Raw genomic sequence first — 24,463 nt, forward strand, 5'->3', positions numbered from 1 at the left:
ATGGCCGAGCCTAAAATTCGATTCTACCTGCACAGCAAGGCCGCTAGTGACGGCCGCCGCCCGGTTTACCTTTCGGTGGGCATCGGCGAACCGCGCCCGGTGCGCCAGGCTACGGGCGTCGTGGCCCACCCTGACCTGTGGGCAGCGGAAGCCCCGCACCTGGATAAGCGCACCGATGGCTACCGCAACCACAACGAACGCTTCGATGACCTGCGCCTTTTCACCCGCAAGCTCGTGCGCCGGCTAGCCGAAGATGGCGGCCTAACTAACGAGGCCGTGGCCGTGGCCCTAAAGAACCAAGTGGCCAGCTACACCGGCCGGCCCGCGACTGTGCCCCGCGCCAAGCCCGAGAAGCCCGCCGGCCCGCTTACGCCTGAGCAGCTGCAGCACCGCCCGCTACGCGAGGCCTACCACGCGTGGCAGCAGGAAAACGCGGCCGAGTTTTCGGCCACCTACCTGGCCAAAGGCAAGCAGTATTTTGACTGGATGGAGAAATTCGACCCAGAAGCCACGCCCGCCTCGGTGGATGATAAGTGGGTGAAGCGCTACACGGGTTTCCTGGTGACCGACTCCCCATTATATAATAACACCATCCACCAGCACATCAACGCCCTGCGCTCGGTGCTGCAGCAGGCGGGGCTTAATACCCGCTGGCTGAAAAATAAATGGAAGCACAAGGCCAAAAAGGTCTACCTCACTTTCGAAGAGCTGGAGCAGCTCGTGGCCTGGGAGCCGCCGGCGACTCGGCCGGGGCTGGCGCGGCAGCGCGACGTATTCGTGGCCCGGTGCCTGTGCGGCCTGCGCTGGAGCGATGCCAACCAATTGCTGCGGCCGCACATTCGAAAGGGCCAGGTGACCAACCAAATTCGCCTCGACCAGCAGAAGACGCGGGCCGCCGTGCAGATTCCAGTACTCGAATTATTGCAAACCATCCTCGACCGCTACGCCGATTGGCCCGGCGACAAGGCCCTGCCGACGATAAATCAGCAGGGAAGTGGGGCCGCGATAAAAGAAATTTTGCAGCTGGCCGGCATCGATGCGCCCCACGTTCGGGTGCGCTACAAAGGCACCGTGAAGCACGAGGAAGTATTGCCCAAATGGAAGGCCGCGGCCACCCACACGGCCCGCCACACCTATGGGGCGCTGCTGGCCAAAATGAAGATTGACCCGCTGACCATGCGCGACTTAATGGGGCACGGGGATTTAAAATCCACCATGGAATACGTGCACCTCGAAGCCGACGCCACCGAGCAAACCTTGCTCACGGGCTGGGACAAATTGCGCGCGCACACTGACTAAAAAAGTGTGCGCGAGTGTGCGAGTGTGCGCGTTTTGGCAGGCGCTTTATGTAGTTTCTTGAAGCGCCGATTTGGTACTTTGCACAAGCCTGACCTACTTTTGCATCAGTAAAAGATATTGAAGAGGGAAAACAATCGGTTTCCCCCCTCTCCACTATAATGTTGGGCTGCGAAAGCTGCCCGCTGGGGCTCCAACCAGCAGGCTGCCTTCAGGGCTCAGCATTATTTTTTTCGGGGTGTAGCGTAGCCCGGTATCGCGCCTGGTTTGGGACCAGGAGGTCGTAGGTTCGAATCCTGCCACCCCGACATTAGTTTCCCCGTTTTCGACCCCGTAGCTCAGCTGGATAGAGCAACTACCTTCTAAGTAGTCGGTCTTTGGTTCGAATCCAAACGGGGCCACAGCAAAAGTCCTTCCCCATTTTGGGGAGGGACTTTTGCTTTTTATACCCTTCGTAATGATTTTTCCTGTTCAAAAAACAGAAAATCAGCAGCTGATTACTATCCTAAAACGTTGTAATCTAACGCAACCACAACTCATTCAAAACCGTTGAATTAGGTGAAAACCCACTTTTCGCCCTATATTGGGCCATCAATTAGTAATTTCACCTGGGTAAAATCCCCAGTGCAGGATTTCAAATCATCCACCCGTTCAAAATTTTCCTCTTCACCACTTCATCTAACATCTTAATAATTGCCATGAAAAAAACACTACTTTTCTTGGGTTTGCTGGGCCTCGCTAGCCAAGCCCAGGCGCAGGGTCCTTGGACGCTGGTAAATACTGCTAACAGCAATATCTTTGGTCAGTACAATGTAGTGGACGTCCACACCTTGTCGCCTACTCTGATGTGGGGTGTTACCTCCGAGCGTTCCGCGACAGCCACGATTCCGAATACTTTCATTGTTACCAACAATTCTACTGGTGCTGGTGACCAATATGACTTTTCTACCGTTACAGTAACTGGTAACGCTACGGTGGGTAATATCTCCGGCATCTCGGCCTCTACGGCTGTTGCCGCTGTTTATCCTGGTTCGACGTTTACAGGCGGTACTAATTACGGCGGGGAAATCCTGAAAACGATTAACGGTGGACAGAACTGGCTTAAAAAAACCACCGCCGCACATTTTACAGGGCCTGGTACTTTCTGCAACTGGGTACACATGTTTAACTCTACTACTGGGGTAGCGCTTGGTGACCCTGCCACTGCTGGTGGTGGATTTGAGATTCTACGGACCACTGATGGTGGCGAAAACTGGAACCGTCTCACTTCGGGCGTGCCGGCTGCACTTCCTGATGAGTACGGCAATGCAGGTTCCTTCTTTGCTTCCAACTCGGCTCCTGGTACATTGTGGACTGGTCTGGCCTCCTCGAATGGTACCAATACCGTGCGAATTTTCAAGACGACTGATTTTGGCCTGACTTGGGTAGCTTCCGGTCTGATCCCGAACATTGTAGGTGCTGTATCGCAATTGGCATTTAAAGACAATAACCTCGATGGCATTGCTTATGGCTTCACAATTGTGAACAGTGCTATCACCGCCCTCAACGTAGCTAAGACGACTGATGGTGGTATGACTTGGACGGCTATTACCCCAAACAACACTGCTGCTGGCAGCTTCTTCCGTAATTCAATCGACGCTGTTGGTAATACTTTCTACAGCACTGGTCCTCGTTATGCCGTGGCACCCTCTACGCAGGTTCCTGAGGATTTCGGTTTCTCGTCAAGCACTGATGGCATTAACTGGACCAACATCACTGTTTCAGGTACTTCTTTGAGTACTCCTGGCTACTTCTTCTGCATGGACCTCATTCCTACGGCTTCGCCTAATACGGTGGTTGGCCACGGTGGTCTATATACAGACCCGAGCGGCGCAGGTGGGGTTTACAAGTACTCCAGAACTGCATTGGCTACCCGTGATGCAGGGCTGCAAAGCTCACTCAACGTGTACCCTAACCCCAGCACTTCGGGTGTGTTCAAAGTGGACCTGGGCTCGGACTTGAAAGCCGGTGCTAAACTCACAGTAGTTGATGCCCTCGGTCGTCAAGTTGCTGGCCAAACACTGACGGCCTCAGCCATCGGCTCACGCACCATCAGCCTCGACCTGAGCGGTGAGAAAACTGGTGTGTACACCTTGCAGGTACGCACGGATGCTGGCATTGCCACCCAGAAAGTGGTAATTGACTAAGGCTTCCTAAGCGCATAAAAAAAGGGCCCTTCTCCTGCGAGAAAGGCCCTTTTTTTATGCGCTTTTTCTCCTGTGTCTGAAGTGGTTTTTGGTTCAGGAAGAGGGTATTGAGAAATGAAAAATTCCTGGGATATAAGCCGCAAAAACTACTCAAAATGGGATTAAATATGTACTTTTGAGTGTTCAGTACCTAGCAGCCCGTTGGGCTGTTTTATGACCTGATTTAATCCCGCCCTCATGAGCGAAACAACCGCAAAAATTCCGCAGCCGGACTATACCGCTGACAGCATTCAAGTACTCGAAGGATTGGAGGCCGTGCGCAAGCGGCCCAGCATGTACATCGGCGACACGGGCCTGAAAGGCCTCCACCATTTGGTGTGGGAAGTGGTCGATAACTCGATTGACGAAGCCCTTGCCGGGCACTGCGACCTGATTAATGTCACCATCAACGAAAATAACTCCATTACCGTCCGCGACAACGGGCGTGGCATTCCAGTAGACTGGCACGCCAAGGAAGGCAAGTCGGCCTTGGAAGTGGTGCTGACTGTGCTGCACGCTGGTGGCAAGTTTGACAAGGGCTCCTACAAAGTATCCGGCGGCCTGCACGGCGTGGGCGTGAGCTGCGTGAATGCGCTCAGCACCGACCTGAAAGTAACCGTGCGCCGCAAAGGCCACATTTATGAGCAGGAATATAAGATTGGCTTCCCGCAGTACGATGTGAAGGAAATCGGTGACACCGACGAGCATGGTACTGAAGTACAGTTCCTGCCCGATGCCAGTATCTTCTCCGAAACAGAGTATCGCTACGATACGGTGGCTTCACGCCTGCGTGACCTTTCGTATCTGAACAAAGGCATCCGCATCACCCTCACCGACCGCCGTGAAAAGGTGGAGAATGGCGAGTTTCGGGGCGAAGAGTTTTACTCCACGGGTGGCCTGCGCGACTTCGTGCAGTACCTCGATGGTGAGCAGCGTCCTTCCTTGCTCGCAGAGCCCATTTATGTGGAAAGTGAGAAGGGCGGGACGCCGGTAGAAGTGGCGTTGCAATACAATACTTCGTACCAGGAAAATGTCTATTCCTATGTCAACAACATCAACACCATCGAAGGTGGTACGCACGTAGGCGGTTTCCGCTCTGCGGTGACCCGTGTGCTGAAAAACTACGGTGATAAGAATAAGCTGTTTGAAAAAGCCAAGGTGGAAATCACCGGTGATGACTTCCGTGAGGGTCTCACAGCCGTTATCTCGGTGAAAGTGGCCGAGCCACAGTTTGAAGGCCAGACCAAAACCAAGCTGGGCAACTCTGAAGTGAGCGGCGCGGTGAACTCGGTGGTGGGCGAAATCCTGACGCAGTATCTGGATGAAAACCCCAACCAGGCCAACCGCATTATGGAGAAAGTAATTCTGGCTGCCAAGGCCCGCATCGCCGCCCGTAAGGCCAAGGATATGGTGCAGCGCAAGGGCGTGCTATCGAGCAACAGCCTGCCGGGCAAGCTGGCCGACTGCTCAGAGTCGGACCCCGAAATCTGTGAGTTGTACCTTGTCGAAGGTGACTCGGCTGGTGGCACGGCCAAACAGGGGCGTAACCGGGCATTTCAGGCGATTATGCCGCTACGGGGCAAAATTCTGAACGTGGAGAAGGCCCAGGAGCATCGCATTCTGGAAAACGAAGAAATCCGGAACATGATTACGGCGTTGGGCGTGAGCTTCAACGAGCGCAAATCACTGGCTTTCACTACTGATGAAGAAGGCACCGAAACCGGCCCGCTGAACTTCGACAAGCTGCGCTACCACAAGGTCATCATCATGACTGACGCCGATATTGACGGCTCACACATCCGCACGCTGATTTTGACCTTCTTCTTCCGTTACATGCGTGAGTTGGTGGACCGGGGCTATATCTACATTGCCCTGCCGCCGCTCTACCTTGTGAAGCGAGGCAAAGAGGAGCGGTACTGCTGGACCGAAGAGGAGCGCGCTCAGGCACAGGAAGACCTTGGCCGAGGCAAGCCGGAAACGGTGAACGTGCAGCGCTACAAAGGACTGGGCGAAATGAATGCCGAGCAGCTCTGGACTACCACGATGCAACCTGCTACCCGCACGCTGAAACGAGTAACCGTAGAATCGGCTGCTGAAGCCGACCATTTGTTCTCGATGCTGATGGGCGATGAAGTAGCTCCACGCCGCGACTTCATCGAACGAAACGCCAAGTACGCTAAGCTAGACGTTTAAGTCCCAATTATTTAGAAAGGCCCGCTGCAAAGCGGGCCTTTTCTTTTACACGTTATTATTGAAATCATGCGTCAACTTATTTCATCTGGTGCTCCCTAGAAGCCGATAGTAGGGTATTATCGTGCCGTACGGGTGGGCAATGCGGTGGAAGTGGCTGGCACTACTGCCCAAGATGGCGACACCGTAACCGGCGCTGATATTTATACCCAAACCAAGCGGGCGCTGGAGAAAATAGGAGAGGCGTTGCATGCCGCTGAGGCTCCGTTTGCTGATGTAGTGCGTACGCGCATCTTCGTCACCGACATATCGCAGTGGGAGGCCGTTGGGGAGGTACGGCGAGTTTTTTAGCGAAATACGACCGGCGGCTTCTATGTTGAAAGTTAAAGCGCTGATTGACCCACGGCTATTGGTTGAGATTGAAGCCACAGCCATTATTTCTGCGTAAAGCATTATTCCAAGGGCTGGATTCACGTATTTTGCCCTGTCATTTCCTCGCTACTATGAAGCTCTTTAAATCCGCCGACCTTATCCGTAAAAGCAAGTACATCAGCCGCGATTTGAGCTGGATGCGATTCAACTACCGGGTGCTCGACCAGGCCCAGGACAGTACCCGTAGCCTGTTCGACCGACTTAAGTTTCTGGCCATTACCAGCTCCAACCTCGACGAGTTTTTCATGATTCGGGTCGGTTCGCTGTATAATTACCTTGACTACGGCAAGGAGCGGATTGACTACTCTGGGCTGCGTGAGTTGCCGTTTCGCCGCAAGCTGCTCGATTTTGCGCACCGGTTCATCAACGACCAGAGCCTTACCTTTTTGAATGAGCTGAAGCCTAACTTCGAAAAAAACGGCTTCAACATCCTCAAGATGGCCGACCTCACGGAGTTGGAAGTGAAAAAAGCTGACGGCTATTTCAAGAACACCGTGTTTCCGCTGCTTACGCCAATGGTGTACGACTCGTACCACGGCTTCCCGCTGATGATGAATCAGATGCTCATCTTCGGTGTGGTAACGCGCACTGGTGGCAGCAACATGGGGCTCGATGGCGAACCGGAAAAAGGGCAGGAACGCCTCACCTTCGTGCAGATTCCCCAGAACCTGACGCGCTTTTTTGAGCTGACGCGTAAGGATAAAGTGATGTTTGTACCCATTGAGGAAGTGGTACGGGAATTTTTGCCGCGCCTGTTCCGAAATGTCGAAATCGTATCGGCCAACTTGTTCCGCATTACCCGGAACGGGGATTTCACATTGGAAGAATCCGACGATATTGACAATGACTTTATCAAGGAAATTCAGGTGGGCCTGAAAACACGTAAGCGCGGCCGCGTAGTGCGGGTAGAAGTGGAGCCTAATGCTTCGCCGGTGCTGATGGAAGTACTGCGTGAGCGTTGGAATATTGATAACGGTAACGTGTTTGTTATCAACTCGATGATAGACCTGAAAGGGCTGTGGCAGATTGTGCGACATCCCAATTTTCGAGGCCGGGCAGCCAAAACACCTGCTTCGGTGCAGCCGCTCAGCTTGCCCGAGGGCGCCGACGAGAACCTATTTGAATACCTCAAGCACCACGACGTTTTACTGCACCACCCATACAACAGTATCGAGCCCATGGTGCGGCTGCTGGAGCAGGCAGCCGTGGACCCGCACGTTCTCGGTATTAAGCAGACGATTTATCGCCTGGCCGATGATTCCCGGGTTTCGGCGGCGTTGCTAAAGGCAGCGGAGAATGGCAAACACGTTTCAGTGCTGTTCGAGGTGAAGGCCCGATTTGATGAGGAAAAGAACATTCGCGAAGGAGCAAGGCTGGAAAAAGCCGGCTGCTTTGTGATTTACGGGGTGAGCAAGTACAAGACGCACACCAAACTGCTCATGATTATCCGTAAGGAAGGGGAAAAGGTGACGCGCTATGTGCACATAGGTTCGGGCAACTACAATGAGCAGACCTCGCGCCTCTATACTGACGTTAGCCTGCTGACGACCAACGATGTGTATGGTCACGACGTGTCAGAATTCTTCAACGTAATTACCGGACACTCACAGCCCGACGACTATGAATACCTCATCACCGCGCCGAAGGACATGCGCCAGCAACTCATCCACTTGGTGCGGGAAGAGGTGAAGCATGCGAAAAAGGGGCTGCCCAGCGGCATCGTGATGAAGATGAACTCGCTGGAGGACAAGGAGCTGATTGACGAGTTTTATCGGGCGGCCAAGGCTGGGGTACCCATTCGGTTCATCGTGCGCGGCATTTGCTGTCTGCGACCCGGGCGGCCCGGCTTGAGCGAGAACATTGAGGTGCGCAGCATTGTGGGCGAGTACTTGGAGCACACGCGCCTATTTTATTTTCACAACGGAGGCGATGCCAAACTATATGCCGGTTCAGCCGACATCATGGTCCGCTCGTTTGACCGGCGCATCGAGGCACTGTTTCTGATTGTGAATCCGCAGCTCAAGCGCGAAGCTATTAATATTCTGATGATGAATATGATGGACAACCAGAATAGCTATGTGATGCGCGAGGACGGGGCCTATATACGACAACGGCCCGCCACTGGCGAGCCGGTAGTGAACGTGCATAAGGACTTCTTCAAGCGTGACGAGTCCCAATTGACCAGCGCCACGCCTGAAGGGTTGTTGACCTTATTGAACTTGCAAACGGCGCGCCGCGAGGAGCTCGCCGCGGCCGTCAGCGCCGCTGAGGAGCAGGCAGCTGTAGATGCCAGCTGCGAGGCCATCGGTGCGGAAACGGACGAGGCCTTCGGCGAGGGTGACGGGGAGGAGGATATCGCGGACACGGCGGCCATCGGCCATCGAGACGAGAACGAGGTGAGCGCCGCGGCTATTAGCCGGTAGCGTGTAGGTTAGCTCGCTGATAATACCAGCAGCAGCTGGATTGGGCCACGGCTGGCTGAGCACCGATTCGGGTGCTTTGCTGGCCGTGGTTGCCAGGGCACGCTGGGAGGCGTCGAAAGTAACCGTAATGTAGGTGGAATCCTGCGTGCCTTGCTCATAGAGGGCATAGCGGATGATGGTGATGCCCGGCATGTTGTTGGGCGTATAGTCGAGCACCATGCTGTTATCCGTGCTGCCATTGGTCAGGGTGATTTGAGCAGGGGCTGTAGTCGTGGTGGGCGGGTAGCAGTTTACGCCAAAGCAGAAGTTGTTCTCGGAGCCGGGTACTTCGGTCCGAACTTGACGCTGCAGGCCCAGCCGCAGGCTGCGGCCAGAGTTGTTGGTAATAATAACATCGGCCTGCAAGGGCAGGGACTGAGAAAAGCCACCTCTGATGGTGACGGCCGGAGCACCGCTCATGGTAACGCCTTGCAGACGGCCGGCCTGGCTGGCAGTGGCCGCGCCGAGCAGCAGCGCGGCAGAGAGTAAGAATTTGTTCATGCTATGTAAGGTGGTGAAGGGGGTGAACGAATAAAGTGCCTGAAACAAAAATACGTGGGAAACGGCAAATTAGCTGCCTGGTAACGTGGGATGAGGCTATATATCTTAACTTTAAGGCGCCACGAAGACAAATTCACCCCGAGAGATGCGACCGTCAGGTCACAATTTTTGCCAATTTCCTCATACTTTCTTCTAAATATTCCTTTCTCTTCAGCTAATCCATGAAAAAAACTCTCCTCGCCACAATTTGCGCATTGGGAGCATTGGTCAGCCGTCCGGCGGCTGCCCAGTACTACGTTTTGCCAAACCTGCAGGCCGGCCAGAACCCGGGTGCACTAAATACCGACGATGAAACCCGCCACGATGTGTCGTTGGCGCCATGGAATCTAATTCTGACCGGCTCAAATAACACCCAGAGTACCCCTGAGTGGACGGCAGTGCAGACGATGCCCTTTGGTTTTCAGATGAACGGGCAGACGTTCAACAGCTATAAGGTATCAAGCAGCGGCGTGCTGACCTTCAGCACCGGCGCTACGGCGGTGCCCAGCACCCAAAACCGGGCCTTGCCCGATGCAGCGATTCCCGATAACTCGGTGTGTGTGTGGGGCACGCTGATGACCAATAACTATGACTACATCGTAACCAAGACCTTTGGTACGGCTCCCAACCGCCAGCACTGGGTACAGTTCAATTCGATAAGCATTCCGGGAGGCAGCACCAACGTGGCTTACGCCAATGGGGTCATCTACCTGTGCATCGTGTTTGAAGAAAGCACGAATAAGGTGTATACCGTGTGGCAGCGCTCGAATACCGAGCCGCAGACCCTGACGGTGGGCATCCAATTATCGGCTACGCAGGCGGTTCAGGCACCTGGTTCGCCAGCCGTAACGGTCCCCAACCTGGCCGACCTGACGCCTGCCGACAACGGCTACTACGAGTTTGGGCCCGGTACTCAGGCCGTGCGCGACATCTCGGGCCGCGCCATCCGCTTGCCCCACACGGCAGCAAAACAATCGAACGTGACCATCCAAGGTGCATTTCAGAACCTCGGAACCCAGACAGTGACGAACGTTACGGCTAACTACCGGATTAATAACGGGCCAGTTGTTTCGGCCCCAATGACGGGCTTGAATGTGGCCTACCTTGATACGGCAGCATTCGTTCATCCCACGGCCTGGGTGCCCACCACAGGCGGGGTGCACCGGGTACGGGCCTGGTTTTCTAATATTAACGGCGGCATCGACCAGAATTTCACGAACGACACACTACGGGCAACCGTAGTAGTGGCCGACTCTACAATGCAGCGCACGGTGGTAGAAGAAGACTTCACCAGCAGCACCTGCGGTCCTTGTCGCTTGGGCAATGCTAATACCCGGGCCCTCAACACGCCGGCGCAGCAGCCGAAGTTTGTGGAAATTAAATACCAGCAAAACTTCCCGGCTCCCGGCAACGACCCCTACTACACTGCCGAAAGCGGGGCCCGCTTTGGCTACTACAGCGGCTCGTATATTCCTTATATGCTGCTTGATGGAGGCTGGAACGAGAACTCGCAGAGCTATACCATCAGCATTCTCGACCAGTTCCGGGCCCGGCCCGCTATGGTTCGCGTGGGCGGTAGCTACACGCTACGCAACAACGTGGTAGCGGCCACGGCCTCGGTGAAGCCGCTGTTTCCCATTCCAGCAGGCCGCTTGGTAGCACACATGGTCGTGACGGAGCGCGAAACCCAGCTCAATGCGCGTACCAATGGCGAAACCCGCTTTTTTGACGTGATGAAGAAAATGCTGCCCAACCAAAACGGTACGGTATTGCCGGCCCTGGCTTCGGGCCAGGCTTATGCCCTGACGCAGTCTTTCGATGTCACTACGCTGCCCAGCACGCAAGCAGTGGAGCATTTCGATTCGTTGCGCGTCGTGGTTTTTGTGCAGGATTTGGTGACGAAAGAGGTGTACCAGGGCGGCTACCTAACCCTGCGTAATCCACTGGCCACCCGCACGGCCCAAACCGGCCCGGTCTTCGCCCTGGCACCAAACCCAACGGCTGGCCGGACCACTCTTTTCGTGACGTTGGCACGTTCCGAGAATGTACGTGTGGAAGTGCTGGATGCCGTAGGCCGCCGCGTGCTGGACCGCCCGACGCAAAGCCTAGCCGCCGGTCCGCAGGAGCTTACGCTGGAACTGGGCCACCGCCCCGCCGGCCTTTATACAGTGCGGCTGAGTACTAGCCAAGGCGTCCGCACCAGTAAGCTTACTATTGAATAATGAAAAGACTGGCCCAGCTGTAATAGCTGGGCCAGTCTTTTTTGTATTAGTTTAGCAAAACACTTAGGCTTCCATTTCACTAAAACACAGTTTCATGAAAAAACTATTACTCCTGACCGGCTTGTCGCTTGGCGTACTTGCTGCTCAGCCGGCCGTCGCCCAGTACTACCTGGTGCCCAATCTCAACGCCAACCAGAATCCAAGTGGGTTGAATAACGATGACGAGTATCCCGTAGGTGGAGGCTTAGGCACCGGCTGGACCACTTTGCTGACCGGGACGGCTGCGTCTTTCACCGCGCCAATCTGGTCGTCGGTAGCCACCATCCCGTTTACGTTTCAATTCAATGGGCAGGCAGTAACTGACTATAAAATTGCTACCAGTGGCGTCCTAACCTTTACAACCGCTGTGACTGCGGTGCCTTCGGCGACCAATGCTACGCTGCCTAATGCTCAGATTCCCGATAAATCAGTTTGCGTATGGGGCATGGCGGCTAACGCAGGCGATTACATCATCACCAAAACCTTTGGTACGGCTCCCCGCCGGCAGCATTGGATTCAATTTAACTCCTACAGCAAGCCAGCAAACACAACCATTTTCACCTATTGGAGCATCGTGCTGGAGGAAGGCACCAACAACATTTACGTGGTTGACCAGCGCTCAAACGTAACGACCGGCCTCAACCTGACGGTAGGGGTGCAGGTGAATGCGACAACGGCCACGCAGGTAGCAGGTTCGCCCGCTGTCAATTCCTTGACAGTGAGTGGTCCGACTCCGATAGACAATACATATTACTCGTTCATCTACGGCACGCCTCCCACCCGCGACCTGGCTTTGCGCACGTTGACGCTGCCCACGGTAGCTTCGCGCCAGAGCCCAATCCCGGTAGGCGGGACGCTGCTCAACCTGGGCACGCAAGCTGTTACCAGCTACACGGTGAACTACAAAGTCAACAACGGCACGACGGTTTCCGGTAACGTGACCGGGGCAAATATCAATTCGCAGGCTGGGGGAACATTCAGCCATCCGACGCCGTGGCAGCCAACGGCTGGTGGCAACTACAACCTGAAAGTATGGCTAAGCAACCCCAACGGTGCCGCAGACCAGAATCCCAGCAATGATACACTGAGCGCCTTGGTATTTGTGGGAGACTCAACAATGCGTCGGAAAGTGGTGGAGGAATCGTTTACAAGCAGCACCTGCCCTCCTTGCAACCCCGGCAATATCAACGTGCAGGCGGTGAACCGTGCCAACCCGGGCAAGTACGTGGTAATCCGTTACCAGCAAAATTTTCCGGCGCCCGGCAATGACCCGTACTACACCGCTGAGAGCGGTGCCCGCTTCAACTTCTATGGCCTGAATGCTATCCCATACCTCATGCTGGATGGCGGCTGGCAGGATAACTCCAACTCGCTGACTACGGCAGTGCTGACTCAATACCAGAGCAAGCCTTCGGTGATGCGGGTGGGTGGCAGCTACACCCTGACGGGTGGCAACACTGTAACGGCCACGGCATTCGTGCGTCCGTTCCTGAACTTCCCGGCAGGTCGCCTGGTGGCTCACATGGTGGTAACGGAGCGCCGCACGGTGCTGAATGCCCGTACCAACGGGGAGGTAGAGTTTCATGATGTGATGAAGAAAATGCTGCCAAACCAAAGCGGTACCCCGCTTCCGGCATTGACATCGGGCCAGAACTTTGCGCTGAACCAATCCTTCAACGTAAGCACCTTGCCCACTGCACAGGCAGTAGAACATTTTGATAGCCTGCGGGTGGTGGTATTCGTGCAGGATGTAATAACCAAGGAAGTATATCAGGGCGAGTATATGACGCTCCGGAACCCGCTGGCTACGCGCACTGCTCAGGTAGGAACGGCTTTCCAGCTGGCTCCAAACCCGGCTTCGGGCCGCACCACGCTCTTCGTAAACCTGACCAAGCCCGAGACGGTGCGCGTGGAAGTGCTGGACGTGGTGGGCCGCAAAGTGCTCAGCCTTTCTTCGCTGCAGCTGGGTGCCGGAGCGCAGGAGTTGCCCCTGAACCTGGCTCGTGCAGCAGCCGGCATCTACACGGTTCGTCTGACGACCAGTGCCGGTGTGCGTACGCAAAAACTGACGCTGGAATAGCGTTTACGCAGTATCTTTAGCAAGCCCGGTCTGGTGCCACCCAAGCCGGCCGGGCTTGTCTTTTCTCCTCCCTTCTCTTCTCACGTGAAAAAAAATCTTTCCTTGCTCGTGCTAACGGCCGTATTGGCCCTGGGCACGGGCGCGCGGACCTACGCGCAGTCGGGTTCATCGGCCCCGGCTCAGGCGGCCACGCCGAACGATGCCGACCTGAAAACCCGCAAGCTGCCCGCCGTCACGGTGCGCACGCTGGATGGCAAGGCCCTGAGCACGGCGGCGCTGCCGGGCGTGGGGCAGGGCAAGCCCGTCATCATCAGCTTTTGGGCGACGTGGTGCAAGCCCTGCATTGCGGAGCTGACCAACATTCACGAGCTGTTTCCGGATTTGCAAGCCGAAACGGGCGCTACGCTCATTGCCATCAGCATTGATGATGCGCGCAATGCTGCCAAAGTGGGGCCACTAACCAAAGGTCGGGGCTGGACCTATCCCGTGTACCTCGACCAAAACCAGGACCTGAAGCGGGCCCTGAACGTGAACAACATCCCGCATACCTTCCTGCTGGACGGGGCAGGTAACATCGTATGGCAGCACAATGCCTATAATGAAGGCGACGAAAACCACCTGCTCGACCTGGTGCGCAAAGTGGCCAAAGGCGAACAGATAAGCCAATAGTCGACCAATCATTGCCGACCCTGCCTATTGTTTTACTTCCCGAATACCAGTCGTAAGCCTTAACTTTCGACTGGTATTTTTTATGCTATTTATTTGATGACACACATTTACCGTAAGCTGCCGGTAGGGCTCGCACTACTGATAGCTCCACTGGCGGTCCAGGCTCAGACTGGCAATGTACTCGACGGTGCTCAGGTCCACGGCGATTTTCAGACCGATGTGCAGAGCTATAAGGCCGACCCGGCCATTGGGGCCCCGGAAGTGCGCGAGCGGGTGCGCAGCAACACCTTCGCCAACCTGATTCTTTCGGCGGGCAAGTTCTCGGCCGGCGTGCGCTATGAGGCCTACCTGCCGCCGCTGCAGGGCTTCGACCAGCGCTACAACGGCCAGGGCATTCCGTATCGCTACGCCACTTACGACGCCGGCCGCTTTGCCGTGACGGTGGGCAACTTCTACGAGCAGTTTGGCTCGGGCTTGGTTTTCCGGGCCTACGAGGAGCGCAACCTTGGCATTGATACTTCCATCGACGGGCTGCGGGTGCGCTTGCAGCCGGTGCGGGGCGTGCGCATTACCGGTTTGGCGGGCAAGCAGCGCTACTTTTTCGACAAGGCGCCGGCCATCGTTCGGGGCGCTGATGCGGAAGTGAGCTTGAATGAACTCGTGCCGGGCCTTGACTCGGCCGCGACGCGCCTTACCGTGGGCGGCTCGTTTGTGAGTAAGTACCAGGCGGCCGACGACCCACTCCTGATTCTGCCCGAAAACGTAGGAGCTGGGGCGGGCCGCGTGAGCATCAGCAACGGCGGTTTCGTGTTCAATGGCGAGTATGCGTATCGGGCGAATGACCCGTCGGTTGCCAACGGCTTTATTTATCGGAAGGGCGAGTCGTTGCTCGTGACGACCAGCTACGCCCGCAACGGCTTCGGCATTGTAGCCGGCCTCAAGCGGGTTGATAACTTCGACTTCCGCACCGACCGCAACGCCACGGGTATCCTGAACCGGCTCAACTTTCTGCCCGCCCTCACCAAGCAGCATACCTACCTGCTGGCAGCCAGTATTTACCCCTACGCCACGCAGCCACTGGGCGAAGTCAGCGGCCAGCTGGAGTTGACGTACCACTTGCCCAGCGGACCCATCGGCGGCCATTACGGCACTGACATTGCGGTGAACTACTCGGCGGTGAACAACCTGGAAACGAATCCGCTGAACGACGCGAAGACCACAAAGCAGGGCTACACTTCCGACTTCTTTAAAGTGGGCGGCACGCCGTATTTTCGCGATTTTAACGTGGAAGTGCACCGGCGCTTCTCCACCAAATTGAAGGCCAATGCCATGTACGCGCACTTCGTGTACAACAAAGATGTGGTGGAAGGCGTGGCCGGTTTCGGCACCATTACTTCCGACCTGGGCGTGATAGATGTGGCCTACAAGTTCTCGCCCAAGCACAGCCTGCGCGGCGAACTACAAACCCTGCAAACCAAGCGCGACCAGGGTTCGTGGGCGGCGGCTCTGCTGGAATATACGTATTCGCCCCACTTCTTTGCAACGGTGTATGACCAGTACAACTACGGCAACGACGACCCTACCAAGCAGATTCATTACCTGGTGGGGCAGGTGGGCTATATTGGCGGGACCACGCGCATTGCGGCGGGCTACGGCCGGCAGCGGGCGGGCATTGTGTGCGTGGGCGGTGTGTGCCGCTACGTGCCAGCCTCCAACGGGGCTACCTTGAGCATCACCAGTTCTTTTTAAGCAACTAATAGGCCGCCATAAACAGTTGAGCCTTATGCCGACTGTCGGCTGCCATGTATCGAATTCTGTTATGAAAAATACTTCTTTTGCCTGGATGGCGTCGGCGGTTTTGGCGCTGAGCGGTTTGGCCGCATTGCCGGCTTGCGATGTCGTTGATAATCCGACGCGGGCGATAGTAACCTCAAGTCTCACCCCGGTTGAGCAAGCGCGGCTAGACTCGGCTGAAGCCACGCAAACTGCCCTGCCGTTGACGCAGAACGTGCTGATTGAGGACTACACCGGTCAATATTGCGGCAATTGCCCCAGAGCTGCCCACATGGCCGACTCGATGCGCCAGAAATACCCCGGCCGTGTGGTCGTAACCGAAGTGCACGTTACGGATTACTTCGCTGCGCCACGCCTGCCGCATTTTCCAATTGATTTCCGGGTGCCTGATATTTCCCTGCCCCTGCCCAATACTGCAGCAAGCACGGCCATCACACAGGCATTTGACCTTGAGAACCGGGGACTGCCTCAGGGAGCCGTGAACCGGGCCCGTTTCACCGCCGCCAACAACGACCCGGTGGCTACATTCTCACTATGGCCAGCGGTGGTGGCAGAGCAGCTAGCCCTGGCACCCACGGTAGAGCTGCGCGCCACACCGCTCTACAATCGTACTACCCGCTTTTTGCGCCTGAAAACGGCAACCAAGTACCTTACGGACATGGCTGGGCGTAATATGCGTTTGGGCATTACCATGGTAGAAGACAGCCTGATTGGTGCCCAGAAAGACTACACTCTGAACCGCACTGCCAACCCTGAGCAGACGACGGAACACTACGAGCATCACAACGTGATGCGTGCGGCACTGGCTGGAACATTTGGTACGCTGCAGGTAACCGGGCCCACGTCCGGCCAGCAGTTCAGCGACTACCTGGGCTACAAACTGCCTGCTGACTGGAACGACCGGCATTGCTCCGTCATTGTGTACATCGCCGACGCTGATACCCGGCAGATTGTGCAGGTAACGCAAGTGAAGCTGCCGTAAACGCCAAACCTTGGCTATAACAAAAAGGCCCCGGCAACTGCTGCCGGGGCCTTTTTGTTATTTATAATCATCATTCGATGCCGGCCGGCTGGTTCTGCACATCAGGCACCGGGACGTGGGCGGGGTGGTTGTGCTCGGAGTTCATCTCATCGAAATGCTCTTCGAACAAGGCCTGGAGCATGCCGTCTTTCAGGCCAATGTCGGGCACCACCATGTTGTTGACGTTGGCCCACTGCATGGCGGAAAGGTAGATGTGGCCGGCTGGGATGATGACGTCGGCGCGGTCGGGGTTGAGCATGGCCACGTTCACGCGCTCGGTCATGCTCAGGCCGGAGAGGCGGTTGAGCACGCCTTCGATGCTGCGCCGGGTGACGGGCTTGTCGGGGGCGGCGGGGGTGAGGCTGTAGATTTTGTTGATGTTGCCGCCCGTGCCAATGGCGCGGGTAACGTGGTACTGGCGGGCGTTGTGGCGCACCCAGGCTTCCATGCGGGCCCACAATTCGGCCTGGGCCTCGGTGCCTGCGTTGCCGCTTTCTTCCTGCTGCATGCGCCGGATGGAGCCAATTTCGAACGACTGCGCGGCCACCTTGCGGCGGTCGTGGTAGATGTTGAACTCGGTGCTGCCGCCGCCCACGTCGATGTGGAGGTAATGGCGCTTGTCTTCCAGCACGTGCTCGATGACACGGTTGATGTAGAACGCCTCGTCCTGGCCGTCAATTACCTTGATTTCCATGCCCAGTTCTTCGCGCACGCGAGCCGCAATAGCCGCGCCGTTGCTGGCCGAGCGCATGGCGGAGGTGGCGCACACGAGGTAGTGGGCCACGCTGTGCACCTCCATTAGCAGGCGCAAAGAGTGCAGAAATTTAACAAACTGCTCTTCTTTGGCCGGCGAGATTTCGCCGGTGGCAAACACGTCTTCGCCCAGGCGCATGGGAAAGCGCACGTACTCTACGCGCTTTAGGCGGTAGCGCCCTTCGTAATAAAGCACCGCTGAAATCTGACACCGAACGGCGTTGGACCCAATATCAATGGCGGCGAGCTTACGGAGGGGAAAATTCATGCAATAAAATGGGAGTTAGGATGCGCTGAAAGCCCAAAGATAGGGCGATTGTGCGATGGCTGCGGTCTGGCGGTGCCGGCCCGGGGCATTGCTAAAACGTGAGCCGATAGAACGGCACCGGCAGGAAGCCCTGTTGGTAGGCCGTGCCAATGGCATTGGTGCGCGGGTTGTAAGCCTGTAGAAATACGTTCTGAGTGCCGGCCACGTTCTGGAGGTCCAGGGCAATTTCGTGGGTGAGGCGGGCGCGGTTGATTTTGTAGCCCATTTTCACATCGGCCCGGAAGTACGACGGCTGTTGCACCGAGAAGGCGCGGTCGTACTCGTATACGGCGCTGCGCCGGGCTTCGGAAGCCTGCAGGTTGATGGGCGTGATGAAGCGGCCGCCGGTGGTGGCAGTCTTCAGGCTAATGGTGAAGGTATTGCCCTGGCTACCCAGTCGGAACTCGCGTCCGGCCAGGGCATTGGCCGCAAACCGGGTGTTGAAGGGCGTGTTGCGCTCCACGCCGTCGCTGCCCTTGTATTTCGATTCGAAGAGCGAGCCGGTGAGCAGGAAATAGTAGCCCCGGGCAAAGCTGCGTTCCAGGGTCAGCTCTAGGCCGTAGTTGCGGCCGGTGCCTTTGTTCACGAGGTTGCCCTTGTTGGTGGGGGCAAAATCGACGCCCTCAGTGAGCTGGGAAAAGTAGCTGGCCGTGCGCTCCACGGGTGCGTCAAAAATCCATTGGTGGTAGCCCTCGATGCGCAGGTGCAGGTTGTCGGCCAGTTGGTGGTCATAGGCCAGCACGAGGTGGTGGCTGCGGGTGAAGCCCAGGTCGTGGTTGGTGCGGGCATAGCGGCCGTCGGCCTGCTGCGTTTGGTAGAAGTAGGTGAGCAGCGGCTGCAGGGTGCTGTGCAGCCCGTAGGCCAAGCTGAGCGTGGTGGCGGCCGAGGCCTGGTATTGCAGGCCCAGGCGGGGCTCGGCTACCGTGCTGCCATTGAGCTCAAAGCGGGAGGCGCTCAGGCCGGCATTCAGGCTCAGCTCAGAGGTAAAGCGGTGTTTCCATTGTACATAGAGCTGCGAAAGGGCCGTGGTGCCGTTGGCATCGCGCTCGATGCGCCGCACCGGGTAGGTGAGGCCATTGCCGTATCGGTACTGCAGCAAGTCGATGATGAGGCCGGCCGACACCCGGTCGCGGGCGCTGAGCTTATGCGTCATCGACAGGTTGGCCGAGAGCTTGTCCTGCGTGAAATCGGCGTATGAGTTGGGGATTGCAGCCAGCACGCGGCGGCCGGTGGTGGCATACAGAATCGTGTCCTGCTCAAACTCCTGCGTGGTGCGCGAGGCCGACAGCGTGAGCCGGGCCAGGGTGCGGTCGTTGAAGCGGTGCTCGTAGCTGGCGGCGGCAATGCCGGTGCTAAAATGCGGGCGCGAGTTGGTGTTTTCGTTGCCATAAGTATCGGCTTTGGTCGAGTCCACGTCTTTGCCCAGGAAGGTAATTTTGCTGCGGCCGGCCAGCGTCCAGACGCTAAGGGTGCCGTGCGGCCCTACCGGCAGGTCGGTCTTGAAGGTGAAATCCTGGTATTCGGGCGTGCCCGCAATGTTGTAGCCGACGGCTTTCAGCAGCGAAAACAGGGAGTAGCGGTAGTTTATCAGGTAAGACGCCTTCGATTTGGACGAGTACGGCCCTTCGGCACCCACTTCGATGCCGTTGAAGCCCACCTGCCCCAGAAACTCGGTTTTTTCGTCGTTGCCCTTGCGCAGGCGCAGGTCAAACACCGAGCCCAGGGCGTTGGCGTACTCGGCCGGGAAGGCACCGGTCAGGAAGTCCGACTTGGCCAGCAGGTTGTTGTTGAGCATGCTCACCGGGCCGCCCGTGGTGCCCTGCGTGCCGAAGTGGTTGGGGTTGGGAATGTTCACGCCATCCAGGCGCCAGAGCAGCGAAGCGGGCGAGTTGCCGCGCACCACAATGTCGTTGCGCGAGTCGTTGGCTCCGCTCACACCGGCAAAGTTCTGGGCCATGCGGGCCGGGTCGCCTAGGGCACCGGCGTAGCGGTTGGCATCAAGCGGCGAAAAGGGTCGGGCCGACACGGTGGCCATTTCGTTGTTGGCCACGGTGCGGTCTTCGCCGCGCTTGTAGGTTACGGTCACCTCGTCGAGCTTGGTCAGGCGCTCAGTGAGGCTGAAATCGAGCACGGTTTCTTTGCCGGCGCTCACCGTCACGTCGTTAAGGATTAAGTCTTCGTAGCCCACGCTGCTGATGCGTAGCCGGATGCGGCCCACCGGTACGCCCGTGAGCCGAAAGCGGCCGTCGGCATCGGTATTGGTGCCCAGGGCAGGCGTGACGCCCACGACCACCACCGTGGCTCCGATGACCGGGGCTTTGGCGGCGGCATCGAGTACGGTGCCGCGCACAATCTGGGTGCCCGGGCCCGATTGGGCGTGTCCGGCAGGCGCCAAAACCAGTGTGGCGAGCAGCAAAACGATAAAATGGAAGAGGTTGCGCATCGTCTTATGAGAGGTTAGTGAACCCATCAAAGGTGATGCGCTTGGCAAAGGGCGGAAAGCGGATTGGCGTTGAAGCGGCAGGCGGGCCGGGTGAAGCGTCGGATAAGGAGGGTAGAAATATAGGAATTCGGTATATGCGGTAATCTTTCCAGTAAAAAAGCCCCGACTGCAACTGCAATCAGGGCTTCAGAATTGAAAAGGGTGGGCTCCCCCGCGTTAATCAGACCCGGGAGAGCTGACAAGCGGTTACTTGTCGATGCGGAAACCGAGGCCGAACTGCACTAGCGTGGCCTCGTCCGATTTCTGGTAGGAGATGGCGAAGGCCAGGGTTTCGACCACCGGCGCGATGTAGAAACCGCCGCCGTAGCCCGCGTGCCAGCCGCCGGGCGAAGCGCCTTGGTAGTAAACCCTGCCTTGGTCGTAGAAGCCGAAAATGCCGTAGTAGAAAGGCAGGAAACCGTTTTTGACCTGGCCGAGGGCGAGACGCAGCTCCGTATTGTAGTAGAGGCTGGCGTCGCCGCTGAAGCGGTTGCGGTAGTAGCCGCGCAGGCCTTCACGCAGGCCGATTGATGCAAATTTGTAGAAAGGAATATCGGCGTCGGGGCCGTAGTTTTTGGCCCCGCCACCCTTCACCACCAGCGTAACCGGAATGCCGATTTTGGCCGTGCCGTAGTATTCGGCAAAGCCTTGCGTGAGGCCAAAGGTGCTCTTGTTGCCGTTGAGCTGGCGGTAAGTGTCGTGCTGGGCGCGGATGCGAACCCCGCGCCGGGCAAAGGCCTGGCGGTCGCGCAGGTCAAGGTCGAATACACCGTTGAGGCCAATAAGTTGCTGCGTGTCGCTATTGGGGCGAATGTCGCCGGAGCCGGGTGTCTGGTTGAGTACGCCGAGGTAGCTGTCGGGAGCGAAATCGGTAACGTAGTATTCGAACGTCGGCCCCACGCGCAGCACGCTGCGTTGGAGGAAAACGCGCTCCAGAAAGCCATTCAAGGTGACTCCCCGGTAGCGGGCCCGGTAGAATTTAGCGTCGTACTTATCCTGGTCGAGGGCGGTGTTGTTGCCCAACCCGAAGAAGTTGTAGAAGGGGAAATAGTTGCCGTAGCTTGCCGCGGCGCCCACGTCAATCTTGCCAATGGCGTAGCGGTGGCGGGTGCTGAGCGTAAGCTGGCGCTGGCCGCCGGTGCTCACTTCGCCCAGAATGGAGTACTGATTTTTGAAGCCCGGCTTGCGGAAGCCCTGGGTGGTAAATGAAATACCCGCGCTGGCCGTGAAGCCGTCGTTGCGGTTGTAGCCCAAGCCAATGCTGGGCTTGTAGGAGTTGAATTCGAACTGCTCCCGGTCGTAGGCGTTCACGCCGGGCCGGGTGCTGGTGCGGTTGTCCGATTCCTTGCCGAGCTGCAGGTCGGTATCGGGCACGTCGTACACTTTGGTGAGGGTGCGCAGGCCGCTGGCGCTGGAGTTGTCGGCAATCTTGTCCTTGCCCTCGCCACCAATCACGCGCACCAGAATGCTGTGGCTGCCACCGTCGCCGGTCACGGTGAAAATATCCTTGCCATCGAGGCCGTAGAGGCACACCTCGTCGGTTTCGTTGGGCTTAAAGGTGCGGTCGAAAAGGGCAGTGCCTTTGGGGTTTTCGGTATCGCCGGCGCGGTCGAACATCTGCACGCGCACCTGGCCGTCGGGCAGCCGGTTCACCTGGAATACCTCGCCTTTGTTGCTGCCCACCACGTCCACGCGCTTAGCCAGGAGGAGGTAGTATTCGTCAATGGCTTTGGGCAATTCCTGAATGCGGGCCTTCAGCTTGCGGTTGATGTCTTTGCCGGATAGGTCCTGGATTTCGGCCGGGAATTTGGCTGTGGCTTCGTCGATGACGGCGGGTGTGATTTTGGCCTGAAGGTACTTGGCGGCCTCCTGCCACTGCTCGCGGCTCAGGTTCTGGAGCAGAAAGCGGTCGAGGTGGCGGGCGGGCCAGTTCAGGCTTTTCATGTCCTGGAATTCGGTGTTGAAGCCTTCGATGCTGGGCACGGCCCACTCGCGGTTGGCCAGGTAGGTGAGCAGGCCATTCCAAAGGGTAAAGCTTTGGTCCCTATCGCGCGGAATGGGGCGGTAGAGGATGCCGCCGTCCTTCTGCTTGTAACCAGCCCATTTCCAGTTGTCTTCGTGCTTGCCGAAGTCGGCCACGAGCATGTCGAAGGCGCGGGCGCGGGCCAGGGCGGGGGCGTCCACGCGGTTGTCGTGGTCCTTGTACAGCTTGCGAAACAGCCCGAAGCTGCGCGTTACCTCATCGGAGCCACCGAAGCCGGGCAGGTTGGCCTTGGGGTCTTTGGGAGAGTCTTCGAGGGTGCCAAGCAGGCCGGCATACTGCTCGCGGTAGGGGCCAAGCTGCTGGTTGTCGGGCAGGCGGTAGAGCACGGGTCGGGCGTGCAGAATGTCCGTCTGGTCCAGCATGTAGCTGATAGGCAGGTTGGAGTACGGGTTGGCGGTGGCCGTCACGTCGCGCAGAATGTCGGCGGCAAACGAGTTGCGCAGCTCCGGCGGTAGAATCTTGGTCACGTCCTTGTCCACGGAGCGGAACACGTACTCGGCCGAGTCGGCGGCAATGAGCTTGAGCGACGTGGTCTGGCGTCCGCCGCCTTTGCCGGTGGGGCGCATGCCGCCTTTTTCACGGCCCAGGTCCAGCGTGGGAACGGTCACGGGCTTCAGCCACGACGAGCGGTAGATACGGCCCACGAAAAAGTCGCGGCTGCCAGTGGGTTTGTATTCCGGGCCGGGCACCACGGTGGTGGTGGCCTGGAAAGGCACATCAGGCTTGGACTCGGCTACCGTTTTGGCCACGCCGGGACACTCGGTAATAAACGGGTTTTGCGGCGCTTTAGAACCGGCCGCATCGGTGCAGGCCGAGCGGAACAGCGTAGCCGTGTAAGCGTCCTTGGTGGCTTGGTTGCCGTCGGAGAAGGTATAAACGTGCGTCTTTACTGTGCCGTCGGCGAAATATTCCAGAGTGGTATAGCCCTCCTCGCTTTTGCTATAGAGCGACTGCCCTTTGGCTCCCACGTGCTGGTCTTCGATGAAGCTGCCGCTGACAATGTGGTAGTTGCCCTGAAAAGGAGTGACTTGCAGACTGAAATCGTGCGCGGCGGCGTAAATCACGCCGGGGTTGCTGCCCAGGGTGTTCAGCAGCTCCTTGCGAAGGTCTTGGTAGCCGGGACTGGCGAGGTCGCGCGGGGTGCCCACGTTCTGCCGGTAGGCGGCGTAGATGGTGCCGAATACGGGCGGGCTCAGGTGGCGCGAAAGGGGCTCGTGGCCGCCGTACACACCGTTGGTTACCACCGGCTGGTGGCCTACAAGCAGTAGGTTCTTGCCCTTGGTGTCGTCAATTAAATCCTGCATCTGCTCGCGGAATTCCTCCTTCGTAAGCGTCTTGCAGTCCGTGTCGGGCGCCTCGGGCCGGTCGAACGGGTGCGTAAACCACGGCGTGTTGATGGCCACCAGGCGTACCAGCGGGGCCACGTCCACCACTTCCGGGCCGGGGCATCCGTTGGATGGGATGAAGGCATTCTGGCCGGGCAGCTGCTTCTCGATGTACTTCTCCAGGCGGCGCACGGCTTTCAGACCGTCGCGCCCTGAGTTGGCCCAGTCCTTATCGCCGGGCAGGAAGTAGATTTTACCCTTCGGCAGGCCTTTCACCAAGGCAATGAGGGCATCGGCACGGTCACGCTCGGCTTGGGCCAATGCGGTATCGCTCTTGGCCACCAAGCCGGTATTGCCCACAATATCACCGAGGTGCACCACGGTAAAAGGCCCGGTTTGCTGCTCCAGCGTCTGGCGAAGCAGCTTGAGGCGGGCCGGCGGCAGCTCGGCCTGTGCGGTATTGCCCAGCAGAAAAACAGTATGAGCCGGCGTTTGGGCAAAAACAGGCGTAGCGGCAGCAAATCCCAGCCCGATGAGCAGGGCGCGAACGTAGCGAAAAGGCATATATGAAGAGTTAAGGCC

General features: G+C 57.6%; 13 protein-coding genes and 2 tRNA genes. 12 read left to right on the plus strand and 3 right to left on the minus strand.

Going from position 1 to position 24,463, the window contains the following annotated elements; translation table 11 throughout:
* The 12 genes from J4E00_RS09135 (at position 1) to J4E00_RS09195 (ending at position 16,931) form a co-directional block, all read left to right on the plus strand.
* Positions 1-1,299, plus strand: coding sequence for a tyrosine-type recombinase/integrase (locus J4E00_RS09135; RefSeq protein ID WP_208174833.1), 1,299 nt, complete (start codon positions 1-3; stop codon positions 1,297-1,299).
* Positions 1,300-1,530: 231 nt separating this feature from the next.
* A tRNA-Pro gene (locus J4E00_RS09140) sits at positions 1,531-1,604 on the plus strand.
* 19 nt (positions 1,605-1,623) lie between these two features.
* Positions 1,624-1,697 (plus strand) — tRNA-Arg (locus J4E00_RS09145).
* A gap of 297 nt (positions 1,698-1,994) precedes the next feature.
* Positions 1,995-3,482, plus strand: coding sequence for a T9SS type A sorting domain-containing protein (locus J4E00_RS09150; RefSeq protein WP_208174834.1), 1,488 nt, complete (start codon positions 1,995-1,997; stop codon positions 3,480-3,482).
* Positions 3,483-3,719: 237 nt separating this feature from the next.
* Complete coding sequence (gyrB, locus tag J4E00_RS09155; RefSeq protein ID WP_208174835.1) at positions 3,720-5,714, plus strand: DNA topoisomerase (ATP-hydrolyzing) subunit B; 1,995 nt, start codon at positions 3,720-3,722, stop codon at positions 5,712-5,714.
* Positions 5,715-5,864: 150 nt separating this feature from the next.
* Complete coding sequence (locus tag J4E00_RS29475; protein WP_317196604.1) at positions 5,865-6,062, plus strand: Rid family hydrolase; 198 nt, start codon at positions 5,865-5,867, stop codon at positions 6,060-6,062.
* A 152-nt stretch (positions 6,063-6,214) separates the two neighbouring features.
* Positions 6,215-8,566, plus strand: coding sequence for a polyphosphate kinase 1 (gene ppk1 / locus J4E00_RS09165; RefSeq protein ID WP_236049641.1), 2,352 nt, complete (start codon positions 6,215-6,217; stop codon positions 8,564-8,566).
* A gap of 761 nt (positions 8,567-9,327) precedes the next feature.
* Positions 9,328-11,367 carry a T9SS type A sorting domain-containing protein gene (locus J4E00_RS09175; protein ID WP_208174837.1) on the plus strand — a complete coding sequence of 680 codons (2,040 nt, stop codon included), beginning with the start codon at positions 9,328-9,330 and terminating at the stop codon, positions 11,365-11,367.
* Between the two features lie 94 nt (positions 11,368-11,461).
* The gene (locus tag J4E00_RS09180; protein ID WP_208174838.1) at positions 11,462-13,486 is read left to right on the plus strand and encodes a T9SS type A sorting domain-containing protein; all 2,025 of its coding nucleotides are present in this window, start codon (positions 11,462-11,464) and stop codon (positions 13,484-13,486) included.
* Between the two features lie 84 nt (positions 13,487-13,570).
* Positions 13,571-14,155 (plus strand): TlpA disulfide reductase family protein, encoded by a 585-nt coding sequence (locus tag J4E00_RS09185; protein ID WP_317196605.1) that lies wholly within the window; start codon positions 13,571-13,573, stop codon positions 14,153-14,155.
* Positions 14,156-14,251: 96 nt separating this feature from the next.
* A complete protein-coding gene (locus J4E00_RS09190) occupies positions 14,252-15,904 on the plus strand; it encodes a DUF6029 family protein (protein WP_208174839.1) in 1,653 nt (550 codons plus the stop codon).
* 70 nt (positions 15,905-15,974) lie between these two features.
* Positions 15,975-16,931 (plus strand): Omp28-related outer membrane protein, encoded by a 957-nt coding sequence (locus J4E00_RS09195; protein WP_208174840.1) that lies wholly within the window; start codon positions 15,975-15,977, stop codon positions 16,929-16,931.
* Between the two features lie 70 nt (positions 16,932-17,001).
* On the opposite strand, the gene J4E00_RS09200 is transcribed toward J4E00_RS09195, so the two are convergent.
* The 3 genes from J4E00_RS09200 to J4E00_RS09210 form a co-directional block, all read right to left on the minus strand.
* Positions 17,002-17,991 (minus strand): Ppx/GppA phosphatase family protein, encoded by a 990-nt coding sequence (locus tag J4E00_RS09200; protein WP_208174841.1) that lies wholly within the window; start codon positions 17,989-17,991, stop codon positions 17,002-17,004.
* A 91-nt stretch (positions 17,992-18,082) separates the two neighbouring features.
* Positions 18,083-20,473 (minus strand): TonB-dependent receptor, encoded by a 2,391-nt coding sequence (locus tag J4E00_RS09205; protein WP_208174842.1) that lies wholly within the window; start codon positions 20,471-20,473, stop codon positions 18,083-18,085.
* 246 nt (positions 20,474-20,719) lie between these two features.
* Positions 20,720-24,445 carry a hypothetical protein gene (locus J4E00_RS09210; protein WP_208174843.1) on the minus strand — a complete coding sequence of 1,242 codons (3,726 nt, stop codon included), beginning with the start codon at positions 24,443-24,445 and terminating at the stop codon, positions 20,720-20,722.
* Between the last annotated feature and the right edge of the window lie 18 nt (positions 24,446-24,463).

Origin of the sequence: Hymenobacter negativus, from assembly GCF_017571495.1 — a bacterium.
Lineage (GTDB): Bacteria > Bacteroidota > Bacteroidia > Cytophagales > Hymenobacteraceae > Hymenobacter > Hymenobacter negativus.

Excerpts from the sequence above, each read along its gene's own strand:
- J4E00_RS09205 (WP_208174842.1), bottom strand. The coding sequence starts at position 20,473 with ATGCGCAACCTCTTCCATTTTATCGTTTTGCTGCTCGCCACACTGGTT.
- J4E00_RS09200 (WP_208174841.1), bottom strand. The coding sequence starts at position 17,991 with ATGAATTTTCCCCTCCGTAAGCTCGCCGCCATTGATATTGGGTCCAAC.
- J4E00_RS09190 (WP_208174839.1), top strand. The coding sequence starts at position 14,252 with ATGACACACATTTACCGTAAGCTGCCGGTAGGGCTCGCACTACTGATA.
- J4E00_RS09195 (WP_208174840.1), top strand. The coding sequence starts at position 15,975 with ATGAAAAATACTTCTTTTGCCTGGATGGCGTCGGCGGTTTTGGCGCTG.
- gyrB (WP_208174835.1), top strand. The coding sequence starts at position 3,720 with ATGAGCGAAACAACCGCAAAAATTCCGCAGCCGGACTATACCGCTGAC.
- J4E00_RS09180 (WP_208174838.1), top strand. The coding sequence starts at position 11,462 with ATGAAAAAACTATTACTCCTGACCGGCTTGTCGCTTGGCGTACTTGCT.
- ppk1 (WP_236049641.1), top strand. The coding sequence starts at position 6,215 with ATGAAGCTCTTTAAATCCGCCGACCTTATCCGTAAAAGCAAGTACATC.
- J4E00_RS09135 (WP_208174833.1), top strand. The coding sequence starts at position 1 with ATGGCCGAGCCTAAAATTCGATTCTACCTGCACAGCAAGGCCGCTAGT.
- J4E00_RS09210 (WP_208174843.1), bottom strand. The coding sequence starts at position 24,445 with ATGCCTTTTCGCTACGTTCGCGCCCTGCTCATCGGGCTGGGATTTGCT.
- J4E00_RS09150 (WP_208174834.1), top strand. The coding sequence starts at position 1,995 with ATGAAAAAAACACTACTTTTCTTGGGTTTGCTGGGCCTCGCTAGCCAA.
- J4E00_RS09175 (WP_208174837.1), top strand. The coding sequence starts at position 9,328 with ATGAAAAAAACTCTCCTCGCCACAATTTGCGCATTGGGAGCATTGGTC.